This window comes from Streptomyces botrytidirepellens, assembly GCF_003721215.1.
In the GTDB taxonomy this organism is placed as follows: Bacteria; Actinomycetota; Actinomycetes; order Streptomycetales; family Streptomycetaceae; genus Streptomyces; species Streptomyces himastatinicus.
Genome location: NZ_RIBZ01000154.1, coordinates 1 through 25,722, shown reverse-complemented (window position 1 = coordinate 25,722; position 25,722 = coordinate 1). Strand labels below are relative to the sequence as shown.

Sequence of the window (25,722 nt, the reverse complement as noted above, 5' to 3'; positions counted from 1 at the left end):
CCCATCGCGAGGCCGCCCCGGATCACCGGGGCGGCGTGCGGTATGGCTCCCGAAGACGTCAGCCCTTGACGCTGCCCTCGGTCAGGCCGGAACGCCAGTAGCGCTGAAGGATGAGCATCGCGACGGCCAGCGGCAGGATCGAGAGGAACGCGCCGCCCACCGTGAGCTGGTAGAGCTCGGGATGCCGGTCGGCTGCCGACTGCCAGGTGGTGAGGCCCAGTGTGATGGGGTACTTACGGTCGTCGGAGAGCATGACCAGCGGCAGGAAGTAGTTGTTCCAGATGCCGACGAACTGGAAGAGGAAGACGGTCACCAGCGCGGGTGTCATCGTGCGCAGGACGAGTGTGCCGAAGATCCGCCACTCGCCGGCGCCGTCGATGCGTGCCGCCTCCAGCACCTCGGCAGGCACCGCCGCCTCCGCGTAGATCCGGCACAGATACACCCCGAACGGACTGACCACGCTGGGGATCAGCACGGCCCAGGAGGTGTTGACCAGGCCCACCTTGCTGAACAGCAGGTACATCGGCAGGGCGAGCGCGGTGCTGGGCAGCAGCACACCGGCGAGCACCCCCTTGAAGACCACCTCACGCCCGCGGAAGCGGTACACGGCGAGGGCGTACCCCGCGGCACACGCGAGCAGGGTCGCCAGCGCACCGCCGACCCCGGCGTACAGGATGCTGTTCCACGTCCAGTCCCAGAAGATGCCGTCGTCGTGGGAGAAGACCTGCGAGAGGTTGTGCAGCCATCGCGGGTCGGAGAACCACAGCCCGAAGCTGCCGAAGAGCCCGGCGGAGCTCTTGGTGGAGGCCACCACGAGCCAGTAGACGGGCAGCAGGAAGTAGAGCGCGGCGAGGGACAGCAGCGCGACCAGCAGGATCCGTGAGGGCTTCACCCCGCGCGGCTTGGACACGCTCACCGGACATCCCCTCCCTTGCGGTTCACCAGGCTGAGGAAGCCGAAGGACAGCACGCTCGCGACCAGGGCGAGGATCACCGATTCGGCCGCGGCGAGGTAGATGTTGTTGTTGGCGAACGCCTCGTTGTAGGCGCTCAGGTTCGGTGTGTAGGAGCTGGTGACCGACGAGGTGAGCGGCTTGATCACCAGCGGTTCGGCGAACAGCTGAAGCGTCCCGATGATGGAGAACACGCCGGTGAGCACCAGGGCGGGCCGGGCCAGCGGGAGCTTGATCCGGACCGCCGTCTGCCAGGCACCGGCCCCGTCGATGCGCGCGGCCTCGTACAGCTCCTGTGGGATCGCCTTGAGCTGGGCGACGATCACCAGCATGTTGTAGCCGGCGAACTCCCAGATGACGATGTTGGCGATGGACCACAGCACACTGTCGTAGCCGAGGAAGTCGGGGGCGAGCCCGATCCTGCCGAGCACGTCGACGATCGGGCTCACACCCGGCACGTACAGAAAGCCCCACAGGATCGAGGCGATGACGCCGGGGACGCCGTACGGCAGGAAGTAGGCGGCACGCAGGACGCCTGCCCAGCGGTGGGAGAGCGTGTCGAGGGCCAGTGCCAGGGCGGTGGACAGCAGCAGCATCACGGGGACCTGGACGATGCCGAAGAGGAGCACGCGGCCGAAGCCCTCCAGGAAGTCCGACTGCTGGAGGGCGAGGGTGTAGTTGTCCAGTCCGGCGAAGCCGATGGTGGCCCGGCCCAGGCCCAGCGGCCCGGAGCGGACCGGGGTGAGCAGGCTCTGGTAGAGCGCATAGCCGAGCGGAAGGACGAAGGTGAACAGGAAGAGGGCGACGAAGGGGAGGAGGAATCCCCATGCGGCGCGGTCCGGGCGGGGGGTGCGCCGCCGGCCGCCCGGTGCGGACTTCGCTGTCCGGCTGATCGCGGTGCTCATCGCGCGCTCCTCGCCTTCAGGCCCTTGGCCAGCAGGTCGTCCACGGTCCGTTTCTGGGCGTCGGCCAGCGACGAGGTGAGGGTGGCGTCTCCGGCCATGGCGGCGCCGAAGGCGTCGCCGAGGTGGGCGAAGTCGGCGTCCGTGGTGGGTGACCACTTCCAGGAGGTGTCGATGGCCCGGTCGGAGGCGATGAACACGTCGTTGTACCGCTGTCCGCCGAAGAACGGGTCGGGCCGGTCCAGTGCCGATCCGCGGAAGACGCCCGTCGCGGCGGGCCAGCCGTAGCCGGCCGCCACGTTGCGGTCGATGGCCCGGCGGTCGGTGTTGAGCCAGTGCGCGAACCGCAGCGCCTCACGCGGGTGGCGGCTGCCTTGCAGGACGGCGGTGGACGAACCGCCCCAGTTGGCGGAGGCGTTCTGTCCTGCCTTCCACTGCGGCAGCGGGGCGACCCGCCACTTTCCCGTGGTGCCCGGTGCGTTGCCCCGCAGCAGCGCATCGCCCCACTGCGGTCCGACCCAGGCGACGATCTGACCGGTCTGGACCTGCCGGTACCAGGCGTTGGACATGTCGGGTTCGACGATGACGAGGTCGTCGCGGACCATTCTCTCCCAGTACTCCGCGACCTCACGGGAGCGGTCGTCGTTCATGTCGACGATCCAGGTGTCGCCCTGGGTGCGCACCCATCGCGCGCCACGCTGCCAGCACATGGCGGCGAACCAGGTCGGCTGGTTGGGCGCGAAGGCACAGAGCCTGGCACCGTTGCCACGGGACTTGACCACCCGTGCGGCATGCTCGAACTCGGCCCAGGTGGCGGGCGTCTCGATGCCGAACTTCCCGAAGAGGTCACGGCGGTAGAAGAGTCCCATCGGGCCGGACGCCTGCGGGATGGTGTGGACCCGCCCGCCGAAGACGCCCTGCTCCCACTGCCACGGCGCATACCTGCCACGCAGCGCGTCGGCCCCGTAGGCGCTCAGGTCGGTCAAGCCGTTGACCAGCATGAAGGCGGGAAGCTCGTGGTACTCGACCTGCGCCAGGTCCGGCGGGTTGCCGGCCGCCAGCGCGGCGTACATCTTCTGGTAGCCGCCCTGGACGTTCTGGGGGATGGTCTGCATCCGTACCTGGACGTCGGGGTGCGTCCGGTTCCACAGGTCGACGGTCTTCTGCATCGGCACCCACGTCCAGAAGGTCAGTGTCACCTTCTGGCCGCGGCGCGTGGGTTCCTGCCGGGTCGTGCGGGCGGCTCCGACGGTCTGGCCGCAGGCGCTGAGGGCGGGGGCGGCAAGCGCCGCGCCTCCCCACCGGAGAAGAGATCTCCGCGCCGGTATCGAGGTGTTCATGTGTGTCCCTTGTGGCTTACGGCTTTCCGGCTTTACGGCCGGCTCAGTACGGCTACTCCGGCACCCGGCAGCGTGATGCGGTCCGAGGGGGCCGCGCCCTGGGCGAGGGCGTCGGTCATCGGCTCGGCCAGCCCGACCTCGACCTCTTCAGGGCCGTGGTTCAGCAGAAAGACGAACCGCCCGCCATCGCCCTCACGGACGGTCGCCTGGACCTGTTCGGGAAGCCCGGTCAGTACGGGCGCCGCGCCCGCGGTGCGGCACACCTCGTCCGTCAGGTCCCGCATGGCCTCCGGTGACAGACGCGTCGCTACGTACCACGCGCTCCCCTCGCCGAAGGCGTTACGTGTGACCGCCGGCCGCCCGGCCAGCGCTCCCGAGTCGAACGTGGCCACCGTCTCCGCCCCCTCGGGCACGACGACCTCCGACCACAGATCGGCAGGGCTGACCGCCCCGTCCTGGTGCCGCACGTTCACCGTTTCCTTCTCCGGCAGGGGCCAGAACTCCTCGACGTGCAGGCCCAGTACCTCGCGCAGCGGCGCGGGATAGCCGCCCAGGTGCACCCGGTCGCAGTCGTCGACGATGCCGGAGAAGAACGACACCAGCAGATGCCGCCGTCGCGGACGTACGCGGTGAGGCGCTCCGCGGCGCGTTCCCGCAGCAGGTAGAGGTTGGGCGCGACGACGAGCCGGTAGCCGGACAGGTCGCGGTCGGGCGGCACGACATCGCAGGTGATGCCGGCCTCGAACAAGGGCCGGTAGTGGGCGAGCGCGATCTGCATCTGGTCCAGCGCGGTGGACGGGTGCGAGTCCAGCTCCAGGGCCCACCAGCTGTTCCAGTCCAGCACCAGGGCGACGTCGGCCGTGCACCGCGTGCCGGCGATCTGTGGTGCGGACGCGAGTTCGCGGCCCAGCTCGGCCACCTCGCGGAAGGTCCGGGTGCCGGTGCCGCCGTGCGGGAGCATCGCCGAGTGGTGCTTCTCGGCACCGCCCCGGGACTGGCGCCACTGGAAGTACAGCACCGCGTCCGCGCCCTGGGCGACCGCCTGCCAGCTCCACAGGCGCATCCGCCCCGGCGGCTTGGGCCCGTTGCGGTCGCGCCAGTTCACCGCGCTGGGCGCCTGCTCCATCAGCATCCACGGCTGACCGCCGCGGGCGGACCGGGCGACGTCGAAGATGAACCCCGCCGCGATGTGGGTGTCCCGGTCGTGCGGATCCTGGTAGACGTCGACCGAGACGACATCCTCGTGGGCGGCCCAGCGGAAGGCGTCGACGGGCTTGTGCACCCCGATGAAGTTCGTCGTGACGGGAACGTCCGGGGTGATCCGCCGCAGAACCTCCTTCTCCGCCAGGTAGCACTGGAGCAGCGCGTCGTCGGAGAACCGGGCGAAGTCCAGCTGCTGCGCGGGGTTGGGGAAGGTGGGCGCGAGCCGTGGCGGCAGCACCTCGTCGAAGCTGTCGTACCCCTGCGCCCAGAATGCCGTCGACCAGGCGTCGTTGAGCGCCTCGACGGTGCCGTACCGGTCGGACAGCCAGCGCCGGAAGTCGGCCGCCGACTCGTCGCACCAGCACATCGGGGTGTGGCAGCCGTACTCGTTGCCGATGTGCCACATCTCCAGCGCGGGATGGCCGGCGTACCGGGTGGCCAGCCGCTCGACCAGGCGGGTGGCGTGGCTGCGGTACACACCGCTGGAGGGACAGTAGTGCTGCCGCCCGCCCGGCCACATCCGGCGGCCGTCGGCGGTCTCCGGAAGGACGTCCGGGTGCAGCCGGGAAAGCCACGGGGGCGGGGATGCCGTCATGGTGGCCAGGCATACGGCCACACCCGCCCCGGCGAGGTTGTCCATGACCCGGTCGAACCAGGTGAAGTCGAACTCCCCGGGCCTCGGTTCCACCTTGGCCCACGAGAAGATGCCGGCCGTCACCAGGGAGACTCCCGCCTCCTTCATCAGCGCGACGTCCTCGACCCACACCTCCTCGGGCCACTGCTCGGGGTTGTAGTCGCCGCCGAAGGCGATCCCGGCCGGGCGCAGGCGCCGCCGGGCGTCGATAGCTACCGCATGTGCCTGTTGCATGGCGGCCAGTCTTGGAGTGCCGCCGCAGCCAGTCAAGATATTTGCATTATTAATTGAAAGAGTTATCGTGGCTCCAGTATCGGAAAGGGAGAGCGTGCGATGACGGCATGCCGCAGGATGGCGGGGCGAGTCGCGGTGATCACCGGCGCCGCGCACGGGATTGGCGCGGCCACGGCGCGCAGGCTCGCGGCCGAGGGCGCGGCGGTCGTGGTCACGGACGTGGACGACACGGCGGGCAAGGCGGTCGCGGCCGGTATCGCGGAGGGCGGGGAACGAGCGGAATACGTACGCTGCGACGTGACCTCCGCCTCCGACTGGGAGGCCCTGGCCCGCCACGTCGACCAGCGCCACGGGCGGCTGGACGTGCTGCACAGCAACGCGTTCGCCCAGCTCAACAAGCCCGCGCACGAACTGAGCGAGGACGAATGGGACGGTCAGATGGCCGTGCTGCTCAAGCCTGCCTGGCGGGGAATGAAGACCTTCGCGACCCCGCTGCGCGAGGCATCAGGGTCCGTCATCCTCACGTCCTCGGTGCACGCGGTCATCGGCCTGCCCGGCCACGCCGCCTACGCCGCGGCGAAGGGCGCGCTGTGTTCACTGGCGCGGCAGCTGGCGGTCGAGTACGGGCCGCACATCCGGGTCAACACGGTGCTGCCCGGCCCCATCCTCACCGCCGCCTGGGACGGGATCGCGGAGTCCGACCGGGCGCTCAGCGTGGCGGCCACGGCGGCCAAGCGGTTCGGGCAGCCGGACGAGGTGGCCGCCGCGGTCGCCTTCCTGGCGTCGGCCGACGCCTCGTATGTGACCGGCGCGAATCTTGTGGTTGATGGAGGATGGAGCGTCATGAAGGAGTCCTCGTGAGCGGTGCGCACGAGGCGGTGAGCTGTGCGCGAGGCCCGCGAACAGGGCCCAAGCGGAAACGGAGAACGTGGTGACCCATCCCAGCAGGGGGCTGCACGGCCAAGCCGTGGAGGAGATCGGCCGGCGCATCATCCGCGGCGACTACCCGCCGGGCTCCGTACTGCACCCGGACAAACTCGAAGTGGAACTCGGCGTCAGCAAGACCGTGGTGCGCGAGGCGATGCGCGTCCTGGCGTCCAAGGGACTGATCGAATCCCGGCAGAAGCGCGGCACGACGATCCGGCCCCGGGCCCATTGGAACCTGCTCGACAGCGACCTGCTGCGCTGGCAGGGCAGCGCCGCTCCGACCGAACGATTTCTGGAAGACCTCGCCGAGGTCCGCGCCCTCGTCGAGCCCGCCGGCGCCCGTCTCGCCGCAGCCCGCCGCACCGAAACCGACCTGGCCGCGATGCGGCAGGCGCTCGATGCCATGTCGGCGGCGGGGACGGACGCCGACGCGATGGTGGAGGCCGACCTGGCCTTCCACCGCGCCCTGCTGAATGCCGCCCACAACGAACTGCTGAGCCGGATGGAAGTCGTCATCGAGGCCGGCCTGAGCATCCGCGACCGGATCGTGCACGGTGCCCAGCACTTCTCCGACTCCGTACCGGTGCACCGGGCACTGCTGCGAGCCATCGAAGCGGGCGATCCGGACGCCGCCGTGACCGCCGTCGAGTCGCTGCTCTCGCAGGCGTCCCGGGACCTGGCGGCCGTACAGGCGAGGGACGGACACGACGAGGATGCCGCCGGGGCTACGCCGGACGAAGCCCCGTGAGAACAACCGCTTCACCGACTGGTGAGGCGCCCCAACCCGCCGTCGGACACCCGAACCTTCGCGCCCCAGGAGAGTCCCGTCCCATGAATCTGGTGGAATCGCTGCGAGCGCATCGCCTGCTGGCCATCGTGCGCGGCACCGACCCCGACGCGGCCCTGCGTGCCGTACTCACCCTCGCCGAGGAGGGCATCGAGGCCATCGAGGTGTCGCTGACCACGAACGACGCACCGGCGGTGATCGCGCGGGCGCGTGCCGAACTCGGTCCCGAGGCGCTGGTGGGTGCCGGAACCGTGCGCACGGCCGCCGATGCCGTCCGCGCCGTGGAAGCCGGCGCGTCGTATCTCGTCACCCCGGCGCTCGTCGACGTCCTGTCGTCCGCCGGCATAGGGGACGTGCCGGTGCTGATGGGCGCCCTGACACCGAGCGAAATCGAGCTCGCCCTCGCGCGGGGCGCCTGCGCGATCAAGCTCTTTCCCGCTTCCCTCGGCGGGCCCGGCTATCTGCGGGCATTGCGGGACCCGTTCCCCGACGTGCCCATCGTGCCCGTCGGGGGAGTGGACGCGGCGGCCGCCCGCGACTACCTCGGCCACGGCGCGATCGCCGTCGGTGTGGGCTCGCCGCTGCTCGGGGACGCCGCCGACGGCGGCGATCTCGGCGAACTCCGCACCCGCGCGGCCGCGTTCCGCGCCACGACCACACGGGACGCGCCATGACGACCCAGGCCGCCCGTTCCGCGCCCGAAGTGGTCACCTTCGGCGAGACGATGGCGGCGCTGCGGGCCAACAGCGCGCTGCGGCTGGGCGGGAGCCTCGGCCTGTCCGTAGCCGGAGCCGAATCCAACGTCGCGATCGGGCTCGCCCGGCTCGGCCACCGGGTGCGCTGGACCGGCCGGGTCGGCGCGGACGAGCTCGGCGCGCTGGTGCTGCGTACCCTGCGTGCCGAGAGCGTCGACACCGGCCACGCCGTCGTCGACGACACCGGCCGCCCCACGGGCCTGCTGCTGACCGAACCCCGCACGGGCACGCTGACGCGCGTCAGCTACTACCGCTCCGGCTCCGCGGGCTCGGCCGTCACACCATCCGACGTGCTGCCCACACTGACCCCCGGGACACGTGTCCTCCATCTGACCGGCATCACGCCCGCCCTCAGCCCGTCGGCCGCCGAGGCCGCGCTGGCCGCCGCCACCACGGCACGCGACTCCGGCATCACCGTATGCCTCGACGTCAACTACCGCTCACGGCTGTGGACGGCCGACCGTGCCCGCACGGCCCTCCGGCCGCTGCTGGCCCGCACCGACCTGCTCATCGCCTCCGAGGACGAGCTGCCGCTGGCGCTGGAACGGCCCGACGCGAGCGAATCCGAGGGCGTACACAGCCTCCTGGCCGAAGGCGTCACCGAGGTGGTCATCAAGCGCGGGGCACGCGGTGCGACCAGCTTCAGCGCCTCTGGGACGGCCGACTGCCCGGCGCAACAGGTCAGCGCGGTCGACTTGGTCGGCGCGGGCGACGCCTTCGTGGCCGGATACCTGTCGGGGCTCCTCCAGGGCGCCGACATCCCGGCCCGCTTGCACCGCGCCGTCACCACCGCGGCCTTCGCCGTCACCACCCGGGGCGACTGGGAAGGCTTGCCGACTCAGGCCGAACTCGGCCTGTTCGACCAGCCAGAGGGCACCACCATCCGCTGACCGAGGAGACCGACCATGCCATCCGCCGAACAGCAGCCGGTGACGATCGCGGTCCACGGCGGTTACGAGCTCGCCGAAGGCGGCCGCTGGGTCGGCGGCCGGTTCGTGTACGTGGACATCCTCAACGGTCGCCTCTTCGAGCTGCGCGACGGCACCGGCCGGGCACCCCGCCAAGTGGCCCGGCTCGACGTACCGCTCGGCGCCGTCGCGCCGGTACGCGACCGGCCGGACACCTGGATCGCCGCCGCGAGCACCGGAATCGCGCTCCTCACCGCCGACGGCGAACTGGAATGGCTGGACCGTCCCGAGGATCGCACCACCGTCCCCAGCCGGATGAACGACGGCGTCGCGGACCCCGCCGGCCGCTTCTGGGCCGGCAGCATGCCCTACGACGGCACCCCGGGCGCGGGCTCGCTGTACCGTACGGACCCCGACGGCACTGTGGCACGCGTCCTCGACGGCCTCACCATCGTCAACGGGCCGGCATTCAGCGCCGACGGCACGACGCTGTACCTCGCGGACAGCGCTGCGGGCGTCATCCACCGTTGCCGGGTCGACCCGGCAACGGGCGACCTCACCGGTCCCGAGGCCTTCGCCCGTTTCCACACCGATGAGGGCAGCCCCGACGGAATGACCGTCGACGACGAGGACTGTCTGTGGGTCGCGGTATGGGGTGGCGGCGCAGTCCGCCGGTACCACCCCGACGGCCGCCTGCTCCACACCCTGAAGGTGCCGGCCCCGCAACCCACCTCTGTCTGCCTGCACCCCTCGGACTCCCGCATCCTGATCACCACTGCCCGCCACGGGCTGAACCACCCAACGGCAGCCTCGGGCGCGGTACTCAGCGCCCCCGCACCGGCCCGGGCTCCGGAAACCCACTCTTGGGGCGGCGACAGTCCAGCCCCGAGGTGAGCGCCGCCGACACTGGTCAGTGGCCCCGGCGCCACCGGCCGCTCCAGGGGCGGTCATGTCCGGGGTCGGTACTCCGACCAGGACGACGGTGCCCGCGAGGTCGCGGGCGAAGAAGGCCTGCTCCCAGGTTTCGGGCCGTCCGACGGCGTCGATCACGACGTCGGCGCCGAAACCGTCGGTGGCGTCGCGGATGGCCTTCACCGGGTCGATGCGCCGGGCGTCGACGACGTGGGTGGCGCCGAACTCCTTGGCCTGGTCGAGCTTTCGCGGGTCGCGGTCCACGGCGACGATGGTCGACGCTCCGGCGAGGTGGGCGCCCGCGATGGCGGCGTCGCCGACGCCCCCGCAGCCGATGACCGCGACCGAATCGCCCCGGCTCACCTGACCGGTGTTGATCGCGGCACCGATCCCGGCCATCACGCCGCAGCCGAGCAGACCGGCCACCTGGGGTGTGACAGAGGGATTGACCTTGGTGCACTGTCCGGCGGCGACGAGGGTCTTCTCGGCGAACGCGCCGATGCCCAGGGCCGGAGTGAGTTCCCGCCCCGAGAGCAGGGTCATCTTCTGCTTGGCGTGGTGAGTGCTGAAGCAGTACTGCGGCTTGCCCTTGCGGCAGGCGCGGCACTGTCCGCAGACGGCGCGCCAGTTCAGGATGACGAAGTCGCCCAGCAGTGACCTCGGTGACTCGTCGTTGATACCGCCTTCGCGGTAGTGCAGGTCGGTGTGGCAGACCCCGCAGGCCTGTACGCGGACCACGGCCTCACCGGGGCCGGGGTCCGGCACCCGGATGGTCTCGACGGTGACGGGCTCCTTGGCGGCGTGCGCGACGACGGCACGTACTTCGTGCGGCATGACCGGGGTCTCCTTTTGCTGAGGTGCGGCCTACGGCCACGTGTCAGCCGGTCCGGGTGATGTTGATGTAGGAGGCGTCCCTGGCGGCGCTCATGCTGGTTCGCCTTCTTCGTACGGTCAGACCCGGTGGGACCGGATCTCCTCGGTGAGCTGCGGGACGCGGTCGCCGACCACGCCGTAGTCGACGAGGTCGAAGGGCGGGGCGTCGGCGTCCTTGTTGATCGTCACGATGGTCTTCGAGGTCTGCCTACCGGCGCGGTGCTGGATCGCACCCCGAGATACCGGCCTCGATGTACAGCTGTGGGGAGACGGACTTGCCGGTCTGGCCGACCTGGCTGGTGTGCGGGTACCAGCCGGCATCCACCGCGGCACGCGAGGCACCGACGGCCGCGCCGAGGGAGTCGGCGAGCGCCTCGACGACGGGGAAGTTCTCCGCGCCGCCGACGCCACGGCCACCGGAGACCACGTCGCGGCCTCGGTCAGGTCCGGACGACCCGTCGACTCACGCGGCGTACGGCCGGTGACCTTCGTGCCGGTGGCCTGCGCGGAGAAGCCCAACTCTGGGTAGTGGAGCGCGCGTTCGCCCACCTGCACCTTGCTGGGCGCTCCAGCAGCGACCGTTCCAGGGAACTGCGGGGTTCGCGCCACCGATCCGCGCCGCCGTCTCGGCGTCAGCTACTGGTTCTGGCTCATTGGCGCGTGGCACTACGCATCAGTTCCTCGAGGTCGCGTTCGCCTGCCGGTGTCTGCGCCCCGTTGCGCAGTCCTCGGCCCATTAACTGCTGAACGGCCGGCAAGGCGATCTGAGTGGCCCACGCCTCGTTCTCGCGGAGGAGTCCGTCCGTGATGTGTTCGGCAGGCAGTGCGCGCTTGGCCGCTTCGATGACGCCATCGGGCAGGGCAGCGATATTGCGGGCGATACGGTCGACATACTCATCGAGTTGGCCGGACGGCAGAGCCCGGTTGATCCAGCCGTAGGACGCTGCGGTCTCGGCATCAAACAGGTCTGCGGTGAGCACCACCTCCAATGCGCGGTTGCGGCCCACGCGGTCACGGAGGTACTGCGTTCCGCCTCCGCCGGGGACGATGCCCATGAGCGCTTCGATCTGGCCGATTCCGGCGGTCTCGGCAGCGGCGAATGCCATGTCAGCCGCGGTTACGAATTCCGCCCCGCCTCCACGGGTCTTCCCGGCGAGCTTCACGATGGTCACCTGGGGCTGATGGCGGAGGAGCTCGCCTATGGCCTGGAACACATTGACGTCCGCCGGCGCCGACGCGGCGAGCTGCTCCAGAATGTCCGTCCTCTCCCCGATCCGCATGTCCACATGAGCGAGGAAGAACTCCGGGTCGGCACTGGAGAAGACGATCACCCGGACCGATGAATCGCCCCTCAAGGCGTCCAGCGCCGTGCGGAGCTCGCGCATCATCGTCGCGTCGAGCACGTTCACCGGCGGATTGTCGAGGACGATCCGGGCGACGCCGTCTTCGATGCTCACGTGCAGGGTCGAGTAGGCATTGGTGGTCAAGAGGGTTCTCCATCAGTTACCGATATGCATGTAGGTTTGCAATGCATACTTACCGTCGGCGACGCCGCTGGGACCGTCAAGAACGCACTCTGGGAGAACCTAGGATCATGAGGGATACCGCCCCGCACGGCGTTGACGCGGGAACACGCACCATTTTCCGGGCGGACTGCCCCAGCCGGCCGATCCTTGACCAGATAGCAGACAAGTGGTCGATGATGGTCATGGCGCTGCTGGAACGGCCCACGCGGTTCAACGAGCTGAAGCGCCGTTTGGTGGGCGTGACGCAGCGTGTCCTTACTCAGACACTGCGTCGTCTTGAGCGGAACGGCATGATTCAGCGGAAAGTACTGCCGACATCACCGGTCGGCGTCGAGTACTCGCTCACGGCGCTGGGCGAGTCCCTGCGCGAGCCTTTCGGGCACCTTTACAGCTGGACTGTCGAGCACGGCGAGGAAATCCAGAACTGCCAGCGGGCGTACGACAGTAGGGCTGACACATAGCCGCCTGCGCAATCACCTGTAGGCATGTCATTTGAGGCCGGCCTCTGGTCTGGTGCAGTTGGAGAGCGTGGTCTGGGCCAGCGGGGTGAGCACTGTCTGAGAGTCGGCGTCGGCCGTGGGCGTGGTCACCACGATGGTCCGGCCCTGGTCCGCAGCGGCTCGATCACCGACCACAGTCGTCGTCGACTTCCCACAGCTTCGACCGTGCCACCCCGCACCCCCAGAGCACCAGTCCAGGGATGGTCCAACCACCTCGAAGGCCATTTCGTTGAGGAGTTCTTAGGCATGTCCGGTGTGCGGAGGGTGGTGCAGGCACCCACCGCCGGGCATCGCCACCCGCCCGAAAATCTGTGGAACCGCGCCCCCGTGTGCCGTTACCGTGCTCCCGCCCACAGTCACCCTGTCAAGGACACGCCGTTGTACACCAAGTGAGCACCCCCAAGCGCTGATCCGTCGCGCGTCGCACATGTGCGCCGTGCTCCTTTTCGCTGCGGTCTTCTCACTGGAACTGGTGTAACTCTGTGTCCAAAAACTGGGCGGTCGTGTCCGCCTGCCTGCTGATCGGTCTCCGGCGTTGCCACACGTGCGCGTCCGAGCACTTCCGGGCGAACGCCAAATTCCGCGTCACTGCGAACCACAAGCTCCTCAGCGCCTGGCTCCTCGCGCTGTGCACTGGGTGCGGGGACACCGCCAAGCTCACTGTCCTGGAGCGGATGTACGTGCGTTCCGTACAACCCGAGCCTCTGAGCCTGCTGCACGACAACGACCCCGGTCTCGTGGCCGAAGCGCTCCAGGACCCGGTCGTACGGCGCCGCGACGTGGGCGGCTCGGGGCGAACCGAGCGGCCGGCCTGGCAGTCGCCGTACGGTCCGCCGCCACACCGGGCACACCGCGGCCGGTGGGCGCCTGTGCCGGGGTTGGCCACGTCTCGGTCCGCTGTGCGGCGTGGATACCTGTGCGGCCGGTGCGACTGATCGCCGAAGGCTTCGGCTTTTCGCGAGCCGAGGTCGAGAGACTGCTGGCCGAGGGGAACCTCGTGTCGACAGTCCGACTGAGCGGCAAGCCCTCGGGCGACTTCACCTTCACGCTCAAGCGCTGAGTCCTTCCGGTCCCGGGCCTGTCCGGCAGTATCCGATCCGCCGGGCAGGCCCCAGCGGGCCCTCCCGCCGGGGGCAGCGTGTCCGACCTTCTTGGCGGCGCGGTGACAGATCGAGTGCCGTCCTACTACTCCACCATTATTGACGCGCCGGATGAAACCGCCCGTCTCGCAGCGGAGAAACGCGCCGAGGGATACCCGCGGCTCCAGGTCAAGGTCGGCGGGCGGCCGGTCGAGGAAGACATCGAGACCATCCGCAAGGTCTGGGAGGTCATCCGCGGGTCGGGGATGCGTCTGGCGGTGGACGGCAACCGCAGCCTGACCACGCGTGATGCACTGCGGCTCGGCCGGGAATGCCTGGACATCCCCTTCACCATGGAACAGCCCTGCAACACCATCGAGGACCTTCAGAAGATCCGCCCGCAGGTCAGCCACGGCATCTACATGGACGAAAACAGCACCAGCCTGAATACGGCGATCACCGCCGCCGGCACGGGACTGGTCGATGGCTTCGGCATGAAGGTCACCCGGATCGGCGGGCTGCATCCCATGCGCGCGTTCCGCGACATCTGTGCGGCGCGGAACCTGCCGCATACCTGTGACGATTCCTGGGGCGGAGACATCATCGCCGCCGCCTGCACCCATATCGGTGCGACGACGGCACCTGAGCTGCTCGAAGGCGTCTGGCTTGCGGCCCCCTATATCGAAGGCCATTACGATCCGGATAACGGGATCCGCATCGAAGCCGGCCATATCAAGCGACCGCAGGGCCCCGGCCTGGGCATCGTGCCCGATGAAAGCCTATTCGGTGCCCCAGTGGCATCCTTCTGAAGGCAGCGCCAGTTGGGACTCGAGGCAGGTCGACGTTAGATACCGGGCGCGTGGGTGCGAAGCCGTGGCGGAAGGTGCGCACGTGGCCCTCGGCGGTGGGAATCGGCGTGGACATCACCAAACCGGATGGGCCGCGCTCCCTCGTGGAGGCCGCGACGAGCCGGTTCGGGCCGGTGGACGTGCTGGTGCGCAACGGCGGTGGGCCAGCACCTGGTGCCGCGGCCGGGATGAGCGTCGAGACGCACACGAGGCCGTGCGGCTGCTGGTGACCGCGCACATCCGACTGGTCGAGGCGGTGCTGCCGGGCATGCGCGAGCGCGGCTGGGGGCGGATCGTCGCGATCGGCTCCAGCGGCATCCAGGAGCCGATCGCGGGCCGGGGGGTTTCCGAACAAGAGGTACGCGACGCTAGCGCGGAAGTACCAGCGGGCCGGTTCGGTACCCCTGACGAGTTCGCCGCGGCCGTCGCGTTCCTGGCCGGCGCCCAGCTGGGCACGACGAGCGGCGCCTTCCACGACTCCTCCTCGTACAACTCGGCCCGGGCCGACTCCAAGATGTGCTGACCTGAAGTCGACGACGCGGCGCCCCACCTTTACGGTGGGGCGCCGTGCTATGCGGTGCCTGCCATCTGCCGCTGCCGCTCCCCGTCGGCATGCGCCTTGCCCAGCAGGGAGCCTTCTTCCTGCTCGTAATGGGACAGGGCGATGCCGAGGCCGAAGAAGGTGGGTGCCCACTCGCCGACGAAGATGCCCCACCGATCGGCCCGGTCGAGACCCTTGCCGGGCTCGGCGCGCAGAGACGCGGCCCAGGTCAGCACGGACAGGCCGATGGAGGCCACGGCGGCGGTGTAGGCGTGCTCGGACCGGAGGCCCATGTCGTGCAGCTTCTTGATCACGGCGTGCTCCTTCGGGAGATCCCCCTCAGGTCGACCCTCGTGTGCCCACTTTCGGGCGCGTGATTCAGGACGCCGGCCGCTTCTTGGCCGTCTTCTTCGCGGGGGCCTTCTTCCCGCTGGTCTTCTTCGCCGCCGACTTCTTGGTGGTCTTCTTGCCCGCGGTCTTCCTCGTGGGCCGCATCTCGTGCACGTCGGCGGAGCCGGCTTCCTCGCCGCGGGCTTCCTTGGCGGCCCGGACGCTGTCCTGGAGGGCGGACATCAGGTCGACGACACGCCCCGTCGGCTCGGCCGGTACCTCCATCTCGGGCGGCTCCTGGCCCGCCGCCTTGGCCTCGATCACGGCTTCGACGGCCTCCCGGTATGTGTCGCGGTACTGGCTGATGTCGGTGGGGCCGATGATCTCCATCAGCTCCATGGCCTCGTCGACCTCGGCGTCGGACAGCTCGACGCCAGTTGGGGCGAGCCCTTCGCTGGAGCGGATCTCGTCTTCCCAGTGGAGTGCCTGGAGCACGATGGCGTCGCCGACGACCCGGAGCGCGCCGAGCCGTTCGCGGTTGTGCCACGAGAATTTCGCGACGGCCACCTTGTCGTTGCGCTGGAGCGCCTCGCGTAGCAGCGTGTACGGCTTGGCGGCGACCGCGCCGTCGCCCTGCAAGTAGTAGGGGCGCCCGAACCGGATCGGATCGAGCAGTTCGGCCGGCACGAATGCCTGCACGTCGATGGCCTTGGCGGTGGGCAGCGGCAGGTCGTCCAGCTCCTCGTCCGTGATGGGGACGAGCTGGTCTTTGCTCTCCTCGTAGGCGCGCCCGATCTCGTCTTGATCGAGTACGCGGTCCTCGATCTCGCACACCTTGCGGTACCGGATCCGGCCACCATCGGTGGTGTGGATCTGCCGGAAGCTGATGCTGTGGTCTTCGGTGGCGGGCAAGACCTTGATCGGAATGGTCACGAGGCCGAATGACACGGCGCCGGACCACACGGGGCGAGGCATGGTGCACCTCCCAGGAGGCCCCCCTGGGGTCGGCTCCAGCCTAGGCCAGCTCCTGGCGGAACGCCCTGGTCAGCCCGCCAACCGTATTCGAACTAAAATCCGAATCATGGATGCGGAGGAGTGGCGATCGAAGACCGGGCCCTGGGTGCGGGCCCGCATGCCGGACGAGCAGGAACTCGACGTGATCATCACCAAGTGGATCCGCGCCAAGGACGGCCAATGGTGGGCAGAGTGCGAAGCCATCCTGCCCGCGCGGCATGAGTCTGCGGACGGCACAACCAAGACCATGGGCGCGCCCACCCCGATGAGCGTCTCGGCCGAAGACATCGCTCCCATCCCCGGCGAGACCTACAGTTCGCTGCCGACGGACGGCGCGGTGGCGGGCAGGCAGTGGGTGCTCGAGAAGTTGCACCAGCACGGCGATGACGAGCCCAGCCGCCGCCTGCATCGCCGGGACTGCTGGCAGGCCCGCGAGAGCCACGCCCGCGTCACCACCGAGGAGGCCGCAGAGATGGTCGGGGCTCCACTTGTAGATATATGCGACGTGTGCCGACCGGATCGGGCACTTCGCCGCTTACGCCGTGCCACACTGGTGCTGGCCCCCGCTGCATCCCCCGTCGGCGGGGGCCGATCTACTGCGTGGGCTGCGCAGATGCCAGGAGCGACCGCCCCGCCCATCCGGCGGGGCGGCACCCTGTGGGTGCACGGCCCCTTCGGCGGCCTTCAGCTGAGCTGCTCGGCAAGTCCGACGACGATGCGATGATGCCAAGGCTCAGCGCTGCGGGCATCGACGCGACCATCAGTACGCCGAGTAGGTCGGGCAGCCGTGGGCGTGGGGGTCGCGGGTTTCGCGCAGCATGCGCAGGCCGAAGGCGACGATCACCGCGCAGATTGGCACGTTGGCCAGGAAATCCAGCGCCAGGAGGCGTACTGGGCCAGCAGCGCCCCAGCGTGGGTCCGGCGGCCGCCGCCGCGCCCATGGAACCCCAGGTGCCGATGGCAACCGGCCGCCGGGCCGGCGGGAATTCCGGCAGGATCAGGGGGAGTGACGTCGGTGTGACCAGGGCGGCGAAGGCCGCCTGCAGAGCCCGCCCCCGCGATCAGCAAGCCCGCGTTCGGCGCGAGCCGCACAGGGCGTTCGTCACCGCGAAGCCCGTGATGCCGGTCAGGAAGAGGCGCTTGCGGCCGTAGAGGTTGAGTCGCCCTGCCGGGATGAGGGCAGCGGCGAAGACCATGCTGTAGGCGTTGAGCACAAGGTGGTCAGCCGTGGCATGGAAACTGCGGCTCATGGCCTCGAAGGCGACATTGACGATCGCCGTGTCGAGGAACACCACGAACGTGCCGAGGCTGCTGAGCGGTGTGAGTCCAATACCAACTGACCAAGTGTGGTCTCAGCTCAGGGGGATGGCGCGCTGGAGACCATCGGTGAGCGGTTCGCTGCCGTATGACGGGGGTTGGCAAGCAGCAGACAGCGAGCACCTCGCGAACTCCGCCGGGCAGATCACACCGTGCGGCAAGACTGCTCAGCTCCGCGTTCCTTCAGACGGGCCCGATAGGCCCGTACATTCTGAGTGTTCCCGCAGGTGGTGACGTTGTGCCAGGCACGCGAGCAGTTCTTGGAACGGTCATAGAACGCGCCGCGGCAGCGAGGGTTCGCACACACCTTCAGTCGCCGCATCGTGTCGGCATAGGTGGCGGCGGCCAGCTGGATCAGGACGTACGAGCGGAGAAGTTCGACACCCTTGCCGCGCGGATGCAGCCGCGTGCCTCCGGCGTCCAGACTGACGGCTGCCGTCGTCTCGATCGACGGTACGGCGACGGCGGCGGAGGGTTCGTCGGCATGCCCGGTGGCCAGCGCGGCGCGGATGTCGTCGCGCAGCGACCGGAGGCGACTGAGGCCGCGTGCGTCGAGGGGAAATGGCGCGGGAGGAGCGCTGGAGTCGATACTGCTGAGCGTTGCGAGGGAGGACTGGAGCCATTGTTCCGCCGCGTCGACGGACTCCAGGAGGTCAGGCCGGCGTGGCTTGCCCATGCTCGCTGTGTTCAAGAGATCCTGTACGAATCCCAGCCCGCCTGGGGCGCTGTGCTCGACTTCCTTAAAGCGAGCCGAGGCCGGCCATTGGACCGCCGCACTCATCTCGTCCTCCTGGTGCCTTCAGGGTGCTTGCATCGCCTCTGTAAGAGCCTATCGCTTTCACTTGTGACCACGGCCAGGCCGCGGGGGCGGGGCCGCCTGCACGACGGCCCCGCGAGGGAGCCTATTCCCCGGTGAAGTCGACGGTGGGTCGGGGTCGTCCGGCCTTATAGGCCGCCACGGCCGACGTGAGACCGCCCGTCGCATCCTTGGACTCGAACAGCGGGATGGCGATGTCGAACATCGAGTCGTCGGCAGCGTTCACACCCCCGGCTTCCCACATCCGCAACAGCGCCTTGTGCGCGGCATGCGCCCGGGTGGGCCCCGCGGCCACCTTGCGCGCGAACGCCCGTGCGGCTTCGAGGGCTTCGTCATCGGGGAGGACGTGGTTGACGAGTCCGGCCTGCGCCATGGTGGCAGCGGGCACCTGTTCCGAGGTCAGCGCCCACTCGTAGGCCCTGGCACGGCCCGCACGAGCGGCCGCTCGGTAGATGCCGCCGAGCAGTGTGACGAGGCCCAGTGTCTGCTCGGGGTGCCCGAACCGGGCCCCCTCGCCGGCGAAGATCACATCGGAGCGCAGCGCGAGTTCGAAGCCCCCACCGAAGCACAGGCCGTTCACCGCTGCGACCACCGGCACGGGAATCTGCTCGAAGCGGTTGAACGCGAACATGTACCGCTCGAACAGCAGCCGCAACTGCCGCACGTCGAGATCGGGCCAGGTGACGATGTCCCCGCCGAAAGAGAAGTCAGGCCCTTCGGCACGCAGAAGGATCGCCCGCGCCCCCGATGACTCCGCCTTCTCAACCGCTGCGAGCAGCTCGTCGGCCATCTGTTCATCGATGCGGTTCTGTGGCGGGTTGTCCAGGACGATCTCGGCGACGTGGTCGTCGATGCCGAAGCTCAAATGGCTCATCGGTACTCCATTCCTTCGAACACGGCTACTCAAGGTGGCCTGTGCGGGACAGACGGGGGACGGGCTATGCGCCCGGAACGGGCTGCGGGTCACCGGCATAGAAGTGATCGGACGGGACGATGCCCACCAGCCGGTCGCGGAGCGTGGTGGAGAATCGCAGGGCTGCTCCGAGAGGACGATGGTGGATCGCCGCCCGGACGACATCGCCATCTGCGTTCTTCTCCAGAACGGTGATGCCGGAGATCTCCACTCCGCCGAACGCCGTCGCCTTCCACTGCAGGTAGGTCGTGGTTGCGTCGGAGGCCTCGGCCGTGAACTCCAGCGACTCGTAGATCGTGCTCGCAGCCGCGACAGTCGAGGCGACGAGCGCCCGACCGGCGATCGGCCGGGCAAGAGCGCTGGCCTCCAGCGCGATGTCCTCGGCGAAGCCCTCGGCGAAGGTGTTCGCGCAATGCTCCGAGAAGCCGCTGCGCCAGCCCGAGGCCGCAGCGTCGGCATTCAGGTTCTGGAGGAAGCCGAGGACTTCGCGGGCCAGGGCATGGGGGTACTCCACGTGCAGCCAGTGCCCGCCGCCGGAAACGGTCGCAAGGTGCGCACCGGGGAAGCGCGGAGCGATGGCTCCGGTGATCAGTTCCTCGGTGACGAAGCCGTCGCTGTCGCCGCGGACGATGAGGACGGGGCCGGGGTACGCGCTCTGCTCCGGTGCCGCGTCGACGCCGTAGTTCCACAGGTCGGCGTAACGTGCGGTCACGAGCGGAGGGACCAGCAGGCCGCTGCGGCCCAGCGTGTCCAGCGCCTCCTCGTCAAGCGTCGGCGAGAGGTGGTTGCGTACGGCACGCTGGCCCTCCGCGTTCCCGCCGAGGGCCCGGAACGGCGCGACGGCGTCTTCGGGCAGACGGGCGCCGCCGAGTGGTACCGGCGTGAGCAGGACCAGTCCTGCGACCCGCTCGGGCCTGGCAGCAACCGCGAGCTCGGCGACCTGGGCTCCCATACTCTGGCCCACCAGGGCGACTGGTCCCTCGATGTCGTCGATGACGGATGCGACCTCGTCGGCCAACAGGGCCAGGCTCAGCTTCTCCGTGTCCACAGGGGCGGACGCGCGGGCCCCGGAACCCGGAAGATCCAGCCGCGCCGTCGCCACCGAGCCGTCCAGGGCCTTGACGAAGCCGTCCCAGACGGTGGCGTCGTCCAGGAACCCGTGCACGAGCAGCAGTGTCGGAGCACCTGGGAGCACCTCGCCACCACCGGTGGCCGCACGGTCGATGTGAACAAAGTCGCTGGTCATTTCGGTCCTGTCGTCGTTGATCCGGAAGGCGACCATTCCGCCGTGTCGATGGGGGAGAAGTCGGTCGGACGCTCATCGAGGCGTGCGCTGCGAGTGGCGAGCAGGCCTTCGACGAGTTCCTCGGGGAGCGGGGTGGTGAAGATGTTGTTGACGAGCGAGTACTCGGCGGCCAGGCGCCCGACGGCCCCCAGGGCACCGGTGTCGATGCGCCCACCGGGCAGGTAGAGGTCATCGCGGACGTGGAAGCGCTCCACACGTCCCCACACCACGTGGTCCGGCAGCGGAGGCATGGGGATGATCCGGTCGACCACGCACTCCATGGAAATGGGGGCACCGGCGATCCGGGGTGCCGACACGACCTCGCATTCGGCCTTCTCCAGGCCAAGGGCTTCGAATTCGTCGACCTCGGAGTCGAACTCGAAGGCGGAGCGGTGCGCCTCGTCGACCTGGCCGAGGGACACCATGTTGACCACGAACTCACCGGTGTCCCGGATGTTGACGAACGTGTCCTTCAGGGTGACCTCGTCGGAGCGGGGCTGCAGGGAGATCGACACCGTCGGAGGGATGCGGCCGACCACGGTGAAGAACGACACGGGGGCCACGTTGCCGACGCCTGCGGTCGACCGGGTGCTGACCCAGGCGATCGCGCGCGGAAGCACACTGCCGATGAGGAGTTTGTAGCTCGACCTGGCGTCGAGTGATGCCGTATCGATGATCATTTCACTCTCCGTTTGAGTGCCTCAGCGGATGTGCCGCCGGGCTTGGCCCGTCCGCGGCGTCCGCGACGATGGAAGGTTCGGCTCGCTGCCTGCGCCGGGGTGTCCAGGGGCGACAAGTGCGAGCGCCTGCTTTGTACAGAGGCATAGCGCTTATGGCTATGACGTGGTCAGCATTGTGACACAGGGGGCGGCGGTCGGCACAAGAAGGCGTGGCGGTCGTTCCGCGATACCCGTAGGCGACATAACCAAACCGTTGTCACCTATGTACATGACTGCTAAGGTCCGCCGTATGAGAGCAATGATGCTTCCTGGTCTCGTCGGCGAGTCGGCACTGGAGATGTCCATGCCGCGCCAACGGGTCCCGCGATACCCGGATCGGCCCGCCCGCTGTTCGCGCACGGTCTGGGGCAGGAGGCCTGGTGCTGGGAGGACCGGATGTCCGCGGCGGCTGCGGCGTCCGAGGCCGCTGCCATGATCCTGGTTGCTCCGCTTCCCCCGCGTCCTGCCGTGCACACGGCGCTGGCCGTGCTCCGCCGGCAGCCGTTCGAGATACTGCGGTACATAGTCGGCAGACCTCTCCGGCTCGGGCCCTACATGCTCTTCGCCCGGCGGGACGACCCGGCGACGGCCGAGCTGAGCGGGCGCCTGGCTCCTGATCCCGCTCGTCCAGTACCAGTTCCTGTTCCACCTGCCCAAGCGGGTACCGGCGCTGCCAGTCCTGGTGCCGGCCGCCACCGAGGACCGCCTCGTGCCACTTGTCCCAGTGCGGGCCACCGCGCGGCGCTATGGGGCGGAGATCCGGGAAATCGACGGCGTCGGGCACAACACGATGCTCGACGCGGGGTGGCCCGAGGGCTGGAAGCAGATCGAGTCGTGGCTCGCCGACGGCCGGGCGCACTGATCCCACACGTGCGGTACCGCAGAGAGGAAATGATGGACCATGCTTGACAGGCGAGACGTGGCGTTCACCGCCCGAGGCGGAGTGACCCTGCGCGGCTGGTACTTCGTACCAGAAGGCGAAGGTCCGCATCCGGCCATCTCGATGGCCCACGGCTACGCGGGCGTCAAGGAACACGCCCTGGAGGGCTTTGCGCGACGGTTCGCCGATGCGGGTTTCGCGGTGCTGCTCCATGACCACCGCACGTTCGGCGCCAGCGACGGCGAACCCCGTCAGGACGTCAATCCCTGGGAACAGGCCGAGGACTGGCGCCGGGCGATCTCCTTCCTGGAGGCGCAGCCCGAGGTCGACCCGGACCGAATCGGCGTCTGGGGAAGCAGTTACGCCGGCGGGCACGCCATCGTGCTCGGTGCCACGGACCGGCGCCTGAAGGCCGTCGTCGCGCAGGTCCCGACCATCAGTGGCTACCAGCAGGCACTTCGGCGGGTTCCTCCGCATCTTGTTCCTGCCCTCGAAGAGGGGTTCGCGGAGGAGGAGCGCAGAAGCGCCCGCGGGGAACCGCTCGACTACCAGCAGATCGTCAGCGCCGATCCCGCGGTCCGCGCGTCCTACTACTCCAGTGACGCGGTCGACTTCTATCTCCAGGAGCTACCCGAGGGGGTCTGGGAGAACCGGGTGACCGTGCGCTCCACCCGCATGGCGCGCATGTACGAACCCGGGCTGTTCATCCGGAGGGTGTCACCCACGCCCTTGTTGATGATCGTTGCCGAGAACGATTACCTCACGGTGACCGACGTCGCTCTCGAGGCCTACGAGGACGCCCTCGAACCCAAGAAGCTGATCCTCATCCCCGGTGGCCACTTCGACCCGTACCGCGCCCAGTTCGAGCGCGCCAGCACGGAAGCACTCGACTGGTTCCGGGAGCATCTGTAGGCATAGAACGAGTGCACCCGCGGCGGAAATCGGCCAGGAGCATCCGGCCTGATGGTCCAACAGACCAGCTCGGCGGCGACCTCCGCGTCGTTGCAAGTGGCGCCGGACTCTTGGAAGAGAGCCCCCGCCAGTGCCCAGCCGCGCGAGCCAGGCACCCGGCTGGTAGGCGTCCGGACCCGGTATTCCGTGCGGGCTGAAGCAGTTCACGGAAGCGGTACGCGCCGGGCACGGCCGCCTGACCGCACGGCATTGGTCCCATGACGACTGAACGATAGGAATCGGGCCTTGGCCGGTAAGAAGGACCTGCGGTACGCGGTCCACGTCTCGCCTCGGTCCCGACAGCGATCAGTGATCGGCCGCCGTGGTGTGGAGCGGCGGATGTGGTCGCCCATTTCCTCGACGCTCATCTACGGCAACCGCGACGCGATTCTCGTCGATCCGGTGACGACGGTCCGGCAGGCCGCCGCGCCCGTCGAATGGGTGGAATCGTTCGACCGGAACCTTACGACGATCTACGTCACCCACGGACTCGGAGATCAATGGTTCGGGCTGGCGACCATCCCCGAGCGCTTCCCGAAAGCCCGACCGGTCGCCACACCGGCGGTCGTCGAGCACATGTCGAAACAGATGGAACCGAGCTTCGTCGAGAGCTTCTGGCCCCCGGTGCCCAGGCCAGATCCCGCACCGCATCGACCAGCGGCGCCGCCGCATCGACGGCGTCGTGACCACGGTCGGTGAACTCGCCGCCGCCGAATCTCTGCTGGACATCCCGGTGAGGCCCTTCCCGGCCGAGCTGGAGGTCGAGCGCACGGTCAGCCCGCAGAGCCTGGTGCAGTTCGACGGCAACTTCTACTCCGTGCCACCCGGGCTGCCCGGTGTCCAGGTCAAGGTACTGCACCGCCTAGGAGAGGACGACCTGCGGATCGCGACCGCGGGCCGGGCAGTGATTGCCCAGCACCGCCGGGCCCCGCGCGGCGCCGGACAGACGGTCCGCGATGACGGCCACGTCCTCGCGCTGGAGCGGGCGGTGCTGGCGTCGTTCTCTGACCGGGCCCCGTGCAAGAACAAGGTTCGCAAGCCGCCTTCCGCGGCCGCGCTCGCGGAAGCCGAGCGTCTGCGCGGGCAGACCGCGGCCGGCGATCCGGCCGAGCGGGTCGTGATCGACCTGTCCCACTATGCCGCCGTGGCCGACCGGCTGCGGAGTGTTCCCCCACCGACGAAGGAGGAGAACCCGGAGCGAGTACGTCGCCCATGCAGATGAGCGAAGCACGCCGCTTCCAGCAGCTGCGAGGCCACCTGCCCTACCTCAAACTCAACGACGCCGCCGAGGCGTTGAACCGGGTCCTGGACCAGGCCCGCGCCGAACGGATGTCGCTGACCGCGGCCCTGGAGCGGCTGCTGGAGATCGAGGTCGAGGCCACCGAAGCCCGCCGGCTCGCCGCCCGGCTCCGTTTCGCCTGTCTGCCCGAACCGTGGACCATCAACGACTTCGACTTCGCCGCCCAGCCGGGCGTCGACGAGAAACTCATCCGCGATCTGGCCAGGTTGCGCTTCCTCGACGACGCTTCCAACGTGCTGTTCGTCGGCCCGCCAGGCGTGGGCAAGACCATGCTCGCGGTCGCCCTGGCCCGGGCCGCGGTCGAGGCCGGCCACCGCGTCTACTTCACCACCGCCGCCGAGCTGGCCGCCAAGTGCCACAAAGCCGCACTCGAAGGCCGCTGGAAGACCTGCATGAACTTCTTCGCCGGCCCGAAACTCCTGGTCATCGACGAACTCGGCTACCTCCCCCTGCCCGAAGACGGGGCATCTGCCCTGTTCCAGGTGATCAACCAGAGGTATCTGAAATCCTCGACGATTTTGACGACTAACGTCGGATCGCCGGCTGGGCGGGCGCCTTCGGTGATGCCACGGTCGCGGCCGCGATGCTCGACCGGCTCCTGCACCGGGCTGCGGTCGCAGGCATCGATGGCCCCTCCTACCGGTTGCGCGGTCACCAGAACCAGGCTGAGGCCATCCGAGCCGGGGTGAACGCCCGTGTCTCCTGACAACGCCTCCGACACCACTGAGGTCACGTCTGCACGACCGTCTTCACCGTCGCCACCGACACCAGTCGCCAGGTCTTCTGCTCACCCACCTGCAAGGAGACCAACCGCCAGAGCAAACCCGTCCAGCAGACCTGCCCGGCCTGTCAGGCCGAGTTCACCACCCCGGCCGGTCAACGCCGGATCTACTGCTCGGACGGGTGCCGAATCACCGCCCGCACCAGCGAGAACGCCCGGGAGAATCGCACCTGTCCCGTCTGCGAGGGGCCCTTCGAGGCCCTCAGGACTGTCCGCCAGATCTACTGTTCACCGGCCTGCCGCAAACACGCCGAACGCAGACGCGACCAGGCCCGGGACGAAGACCGGGCCCGCCGGCTCGGCGAGACACCGACACCACCCAAATTGCCGGAGCTGCCACCGCAGCCCAAGCCGGTCAGCCGCGGTTATCACGCCAACCAGTCTCGGAACGCGATCCGTTGGAGCCGACCGCGACCCGGAACTGTCCGCACTGCCAGCAGCCGGTCACCATCGTCGCGCTGCTGGCGACCCCGGAAGCGGCCCGCCCCTCTGTC

General features: G+C 69.1%; 25 protein-coding genes and 5 pseudogenes. 16 read left to right on the top strand and 14 right to left on the bottom strand.

What is annotated here, in order from left to right; all coding sequences use genetic code 11:
• Positions 1–58: 58 nt before the first annotated feature.
• The 4 genes and pseudogenes from EEJ42_RS52710 to EEJ42_RS11540 form a co-directional block, all read right to left on the bottom strand.
• Positions 59–916 carry a carbohydrate ABC transporter permease gene (locus EEJ42_RS52710; RefSeq protein WP_246096373.1) on the bottom strand — a complete coding sequence of 286 codons (858 nt, stop codon included), beginning with the start codon at positions 914–916 and terminating at the stop codon, positions 59–61.
• The gene (locus EEJ42_RS52705; protein ID WP_246096372.1) at positions 913–1,857 is read right to left on the bottom strand and encodes a carbohydrate ABC transporter permease; all 945 of its coding nucleotides are present in this window, start codon (positions 1,855–1,857) and stop codon (positions 913–915) included. Before EEJ42_RS52705 ends, EEJ42_RS52710 begins: the two co-directional genes overlap by 4 nt.
• The gene (locus EEJ42_RS11545; protein ID WP_184503036.1) at positions 1,854–3,194 is read right to left on the bottom strand and encodes an ABC transporter substrate-binding protein; all 1,341 of its coding nucleotides are present in this window, start codon (positions 3,192–3,194) and stop codon (positions 1,854–1,856) included. The genes EEJ42_RS52705 and EEJ42_RS11545 overlap by 4 nt, the downstream gene beginning before the upstream one ends.
• 32 nt (positions 3,195–3,226) lie before the next feature.
• A pseudogene (locus EEJ42_RS11540) lies at positions 3,227–5,265 on the bottom strand (beta-galactosidase).
• Between the two features lie 99 nt (positions 5,266–5,364).
• On the opposite strand from EEJ42_RS11540, the gene EEJ42_RS11535 reads away from it, so the two are divergent.
• The 5 genes from EEJ42_RS11535 to EEJ42_RS11515 all read left to right on the top strand — a co-directional run bounded on the left by EEJ42_RS11535 (position 5,365) and on the right by EEJ42_RS11515 (position 9,536).
• The gene (locus EEJ42_RS11535) at positions 5,365–6,126 is read left to right on the top strand and encodes an SDR family NAD(P)-dependent oxidoreductase (protein ID WP_246096371.1); all 762 of its coding nucleotides are present in this window, start codon (positions 5,365–5,367) and stop codon (positions 6,124–6,126) included.
• 67 nt (positions 6,127–6,193) lie between these two features.
• Entirely contained in the window at positions 6,194–6,940 is a 747-nt protein-coding gene (locus tag EEJ42_RS11530; RefSeq protein ID WP_123099854.1) for a FadR/GntR family transcriptional regulator, read from the top strand.
• A gap of 83 nt (positions 6,941–7,023) precedes the next feature.
• Positions 7,024–7,653 (top strand): bifunctional 4-hydroxy-2-oxoglutarate aldolase/2-dehydro-3-deoxy-phosphogluconate aldolase, encoded by a 630-nt coding sequence (locus EEJ42_RS11525; protein WP_123099853.1) that lies wholly within the window; start codon positions 7,024–7,026, stop codon positions 7,651–7,653.
• Positions 7,650–8,624, top strand: coding sequence for a sugar kinase (locus EEJ42_RS11520; protein WP_123099852.1), 975 nt, complete (start codon positions 7,650–7,652; stop codon positions 8,622–8,624). Before EEJ42_RS11525 ends, EEJ42_RS11520 begins: the two co-directional genes overlap by 4 nt.
• 15 nt (positions 8,625–8,639) lie before the next feature.
• Positions 8,640–9,536 (top strand): SMP-30/gluconolactonase/LRE family protein, encoded by an 897-nt coding sequence (locus EEJ42_RS11515; RefSeq protein WP_123099851.1) that lies wholly within the window; start codon positions 8,640–8,642, stop codon positions 9,534–9,536.
• 120 nt (positions 9,537–9,656) lie between these two features.
• Here EEJ42_RS11515 and EEJ42_RS11510 read toward each other — a convergent pair.
• The 3 genes and pseudogenes from EEJ42_RS11510 to EEJ42_RS11500 form a co-directional block, all read right to left on the bottom strand.
• Positions 9,657–10,388: pseudogene (locus tag EEJ42_RS11510) on the bottom strand (zinc-binding dehydrogenase); the annotation flags it as partial.
• Positions 10,389–10,505: 117 nt separating this feature from the next.
• Positions 10,506–10,943: pseudogene (locus EEJ42_RS11505) on the bottom strand (electron transfer flavoprotein subunit alpha/FixB family protein); the annotation flags it as partial.
• Positions 10,944–11,077: 134 nt separating this feature from the next.
• Positions 11,078–11,914: an enoyl-CoA hydratase/isomerase family protein gene (locus EEJ42_RS11500; protein ID WP_123099850.1), complete on the bottom strand. Its 837-nt coding sequence runs from the start codon at positions 11,912–11,914 to the stop codon at positions 11,078–11,080.
• Between the two features lie 107 nt (positions 11,915–12,021).
• Here EEJ42_RS11500 and EEJ42_RS11495 point away from each other — a divergent pair, with 107 nt between their 5' ends.
• The 4 genes and pseudogenes from EEJ42_RS11495 (at position 12,022) to EEJ42_RS11475 (ending at position 14,903) form a co-directional block, all read left to right on the top strand.
• On the top strand, positions 12,022–12,414 hold the full coding sequence (locus EEJ42_RS11495) for a winged helix-turn-helix transcriptional regulator (RefSeq protein WP_123099849.1): 393 nt from the start codon (positions 12,022–12,024) through the stop codon (positions 12,412–12,414).
• Positions 12,415–12,935: 521 nt separating this feature from the next.
• Positions 12,936–13,513: pseudogene (locus tag EEJ42_RS11490) on the top strand (DUF1062 domain-containing protein).
• Positions 13,514–13,591: 78 nt separating this feature from the next.
• A complete protein-coding gene (locus EEJ42_RS11480; protein ID WP_281291432.1) occupies positions 13,592–14,341 on the top strand; it encodes a mandelate racemase/muconate lactonizing enzyme family protein in 750 nt (249 codons plus the stop codon).
• Between the two features lie 253 nt (positions 14,342–14,594).
• Positions 14,595–14,903 carry a hypothetical protein gene (locus EEJ42_RS11475; protein ID WP_123099847.1) on the top strand — a complete coding sequence of 103 codons (309 nt, stop codon included), beginning with the start codon at positions 14,595–14,597 and terminating at the stop codon, positions 14,901–14,903.
• A gap of 47 nt (positions 14,904–14,950) precedes the next feature.
• Here the strand turns inward: EEJ42_RS11475 and EEJ42_RS11470 are convergent, their stop codons facing one another.
• Together EEJ42_RS11470 and ku are read right to left on the bottom strand one after the other, a co-directional pair.
• Positions 14,951–15,235 (bottom strand): hypothetical protein, encoded by a 285-nt coding sequence (locus EEJ42_RS11470; protein ID WP_246096370.1) that lies wholly within the window; start codon positions 15,233–15,235, stop codon positions 14,951–14,953.
• A 64-nt stretch (positions 15,236–15,299) separates the two neighbouring features.
• Positions 15,300–16,226: a non-homologous end joining protein Ku gene (gene ku, locus EEJ42_RS11465; protein ID WP_123099846.1), complete on the bottom strand. Its 927-nt coding sequence runs from the start codon at positions 16,224–16,226 to the stop codon at positions 15,300–15,302.
• A 106-nt stretch (positions 16,227–16,332) separates the two neighbouring features.
• Between ku and EEJ42_RS11460 the strand changes: the two genes are divergently transcribed.
• The gene (locus EEJ42_RS11460; RefSeq protein ID WP_246096369.1) at positions 16,333–16,989 is read left to right on the top strand and encodes a DUF6233 domain-containing protein; all 657 of its coding nucleotides are present in this window, start codon (positions 16,333–16,335) and stop codon (positions 16,987–16,989) included.
• Between the two features lie 337 nt (positions 16,990–17,326).
• On the opposite strand, the gene EEJ42_RS11455 is transcribed toward EEJ42_RS11460, so the two are convergent.
• From EEJ42_RS11455 to EEJ42_RS11435, 5 genes are all read right to left on the bottom strand, one after another.
• Complete coding sequence (locus EEJ42_RS11455; RefSeq protein WP_123099845.1) at positions 17,327–17,596, bottom strand: MFS transporter; 270 nt, start codon at positions 17,594–17,596, stop codon at positions 17,327–17,329.
• A 131-nt stretch (positions 17,597–17,727) separates the two neighbouring features.
• A complete protein-coding gene (locus EEJ42_RS11450) occupies positions 17,728–18,363 on the bottom strand; it encodes a CGNR zinc finger domain-containing protein (protein WP_123099844.1) in 636 nt (211 codons plus the stop codon).
• A gap of 121 nt (positions 18,364–18,484) precedes the next feature.
• Positions 18,485–19,273, bottom strand: coding sequence for an enoyl-CoA hydratase/isomerase family protein (locus tag EEJ42_RS11445; protein WP_123099843.1), 789 nt, complete (start codon positions 19,271–19,273; stop codon positions 18,485–18,487).
• Between the two features lie 64 nt (positions 19,274–19,337).
• Complete coding sequence (locus tag EEJ42_RS51780) at positions 19,338–20,558, bottom strand: alpha/beta fold hydrolase (RefSeq protein ID WP_221179355.1); 1,221 nt, start codon at positions 20,556–20,558, stop codon at positions 19,338–19,340.
• Positions 20,555–21,277, bottom strand: coding sequence for a flavin reductase family protein (locus EEJ42_RS11435; protein WP_123099842.1), 723 nt, complete (start codon positions 21,275–21,277; stop codon positions 20,555–20,557). Before EEJ42_RS11435 ends, EEJ42_RS51780 begins: the two co-directional genes overlap by 4 nt.
• 748 nt (positions 21,278–22,025) lie before the next feature.
• Here EEJ42_RS11435 and EEJ42_RS50785 point away from each other — a divergent pair.
• From EEJ42_RS50785 to EEJ42_RS54600, 6 genes and pseudogenes are all read left to right on the top strand, one after another.
• Positions 22,026–22,178 carry an alpha/beta fold hydrolase gene (locus EEJ42_RS50785; protein WP_184503034.1) on the top strand — a complete coding sequence of 51 codons (153 nt, stop codon included), beginning with the start codon at positions 22,026–22,028 and terminating at the stop codon, positions 22,176–22,178.
• A gap of 39 nt (positions 22,179–22,217) precedes the next feature.
• Positions 22,218–23,108 carry an alpha/beta hydrolase gene (locus EEJ42_RS11425; protein WP_123099840.1) on the top strand — a complete coding sequence of 297 codons (891 nt, stop codon included), beginning with the start codon at positions 22,218–22,220 and terminating at the stop codon, positions 23,106–23,108.
• 285 nt (positions 23,109–23,393) lie between these two features.
• Positions 23,394–23,846 (top strand): MBL fold metallo-hydrolase, encoded by a 453-nt coding sequence (locus EEJ42_RS11420; protein WP_148081921.1) that lies wholly within the window; start codon positions 23,394–23,396, stop codon positions 23,844–23,846.
• Positions 23,830–24,369, top strand: a complete 540-nt coding sequence (locus EEJ42_RS11415) for a Mu transposase domain-containing protein (protein ID WP_184503033.1) — start codon at positions 23,830–23,832, stop codon at positions 24,367–24,369. The genes EEJ42_RS11420 and EEJ42_RS11415 overlap by 17 nt, the downstream gene beginning before the upstream one ends.
• Positions 24,360–24,920 (top strand): annotated as a pseudogene (locus tag EEJ42_RS11410) (ATP-binding protein); the annotation flags it as partial. The gene EEJ42_RS11415 and the pseudogene EEJ42_RS11410, both read left to right, overlap by 10 nt.
• Before the next feature lie 110 nt (positions 24,921–25,030).
• Positions 25,031–25,153 (top strand): hypothetical protein, encoded by a 123-nt coding sequence (locus EEJ42_RS54600; protein WP_425472882.1) that lies wholly within the window; start codon positions 25,031–25,033, stop codon positions 25,151–25,153.
• Positions 25,154–25,722 lie beyond the last annotated feature (569 nt).